Origin of the sequence: Hydrogenophaga sp., assembly GCF_041633695.1 — a bacterium.
GTDB lineage: Bacteria > Pseudomonadota > Gammaproteobacteria > Burkholderiales > Burkholderiaceae_C > Hydrogenophaga.
The window spans coordinates 1-1,845 of sequence record NZ_JBFJMY010000647.1 but is presented as its reverse complement, the minus strand read 5'-3'; the positions used below and the strand labels follow the sequence as shown (position 1 = coordinate 1,845).

Here is a 1,845-nt window from a genome sequence, read left to right as displayed (position 1 = left end):
TCCAGGTGCTCCTGCATGGTCTCTGGTGCCATCGGCCTCAGATTGAATTGCAGGCAGCGCGAAAGCACCGTGACCGGCACCTTTTGCGGATCGGTCGTGGCCAGCACGAACTTCAAATACTCGGGTGGCTCTTCCAGCGTCTTCAACATGGCGTTGAACGCCGTGTTGGTCAGCATGTGCACCTCGTCGATCATGAAGACCTTGAAGCGCCCTTGCACCGGTTTGTAGACCGCCTGCTCCAGCAAGGCCTGCACTTCGTCCACGCCCCGGTTGGACGCCGCGTCCAGCTCGGTGTAATCCACGAACCGACCACTGTCGATGTCGGTACAGGCCTGGCACACACCGCAAGGTTCGGCGGTGATGCCGCCCTGCCCATCCACACCCAGGCAGTTGAGCGACTTGGCCAAGATGCGCGAGACCGTGGTCTTGCCGACCCCGCGTGTGCCGGTGAACAGATAGGCGTGGTGCAGCCGCTGAGAGGTCAAGGCGTTCGACAAAGCCCGGACCACGTGCTCCTGCCCCACCATTTCGGTGAAATTGCGCGGGCGGTACTTGCGGGCCAGGACGACGTAGGACATGAGAGCGATTCTAAGCGGCGAGCACGCTGACAAGGGCATGGCCCATCGCCTACAATAGACCTCGACGGGCCTTCCCGCATGGTAAAGCGGCCAACCGGGTCAGATGGGGAACCAAGCAGCCCTAACTGTGGAGCCAGTGCCGGGGTCAAGGCTCGTCACCTTATTTCTCTGTTCAAGACATGTGCCTTGTTCAGAACGCAGTCCAGAAGCACGATGCCATCGAACTCTGTGCTGAAGGCCCGGGCGAGCAACTTGTCCGAAATTTGCGCCGCTGAAGAACCTTCAAACCCGTACACGACCAACAGCAAATAGATCTGCTTGGCACGCATGCGGTACGCCGCTATGCGACCGTCTTTCTCCTGGATTCTTGCAGCAAGCACATCCCCGCTCAAGTCTCGCACCGACCACGCCCTGATCGGGTCCTCCATCGCAGGATGGAAGTGCACCCAAACCTTCTGGAAAAACGCGGACTCGAGCTCATCTTCGCAAGCGACTGCAGTCCACGGGGACTCCGCACTTTGCCCTGCAATGCTCCGAGCAACCATCGACCTCAGCTCCTTGGCCGCCTTGCTGCGAGCGGACTTGCTAAAGAGGGGCGCGCCCGGAAGGAAGGCAACGCTCACGCGCATGCCTCGCTGGAGCTTGAGGTCCTTGAACTCTTTTTGGGCCTGCCAACAGACCCAAGCCTGCTGGCTTTCCTCATGCTTCCTCAGTGGATCCATGAGTTCGGTGACTTCAACCCGTAGCGAAAAAGGAGCGTCTGGACGACGACATCAGGGCTCTCACCATCGCCGTCAACGGTCCCAAGCGGAAACAACTCGGGCAACAATGTTTGCGCAAGGAGGAAGAACTGGAGCTCCCGCTCCTTTTTCAGCGCTCGTCGATTTCATGCGCCGATCATGCCGCCTGGTGCACAGGGCGACAATATTTCCAACGGATACGGCGCAGCCTTGCCCGATGTTGTGGTGCGCGCGAGCCACCCGCTACTCACGCACATGTGCTCTGGCCAAGAAAAAAGGATCTGGCCTTGCGGTCAGATCCTTGAATCTTTGGTGGGACGTGCGGGGGTCGAACCCACGACAAACGGATTAAAAGTCCGCTGCTCTACCAACTGAGCTAACGTCCCACGATTGGGTTGGCAAACTGCTGGATTTTGTCTAGCACCCTGCCGCCAAGCCTCAAATTATAGCGTCATTTTTAGGTGTTTTTGAAGAGCCCCTGATTTTTGTGCCCTCTGGCTTGCCCGCCAGTGCATTCATCACCCAGC

General features: G+C 58.7%; 2 protein-coding genes, 1 tRNA gene and 1 other RNA gene. 1 reads left to right on the top strand and 3 read right to left on the bottom strand.

Going from position 1 to position 1,845, the window contains the following annotated elements:
• Positions 1 to 578: DNA polymerase III subunit gamma/tau (dnaX, locus tag ABYB95_RS22795; protein ID WP_372662410.1), on the bottom strand; the 578-nt coding region annotated here is incomplete at its 3' end.
• Positions 579 to 641: 63 nt separating this feature from the next.
• Between dnaX and ffs the strand changes: the two genes are divergently transcribed.
• Positions 642 to 738, top strand: an RNA gene (gene ffs, locus ABYB95_RS22790) — signal recognition particle sRNA small type.
• On the opposite strand, the gene ABYB95_RS22785 is transcribed toward ffs, so the two are convergent.
• Positions 734 to 1,300: a hypothetical protein gene (locus ABYB95_RS22785; protein WP_372662408.1), complete on the bottom strand. Its 567-nt coding sequence runs from the start codon at positions 1,298 to 1,300 to the stop codon at positions 734 to 736. The genes ffs and ABYB95_RS22785 overlap by 5 nt on opposite strands.
• A gap of 328 nt (positions 1,301 to 1,628) precedes the next feature.
• Positions 1,629 to 1,704, bottom strand: a tRNA-Lys gene (locus ABYB95_RS22780).
• Positions 1,705 to 1,845 lie beyond the last annotated feature (141 nt).

Bases quoted from the DNA above. Each gene is read 5' to 3' on its own strand.
- ABYB95_RS22785 (WP_372662408.1), bottom strand. From the start codon at position 1,300: ATGGATCCACTGAGGAAGCATGAGGAAAGCCAGCAGGCTTGGGTCTGT.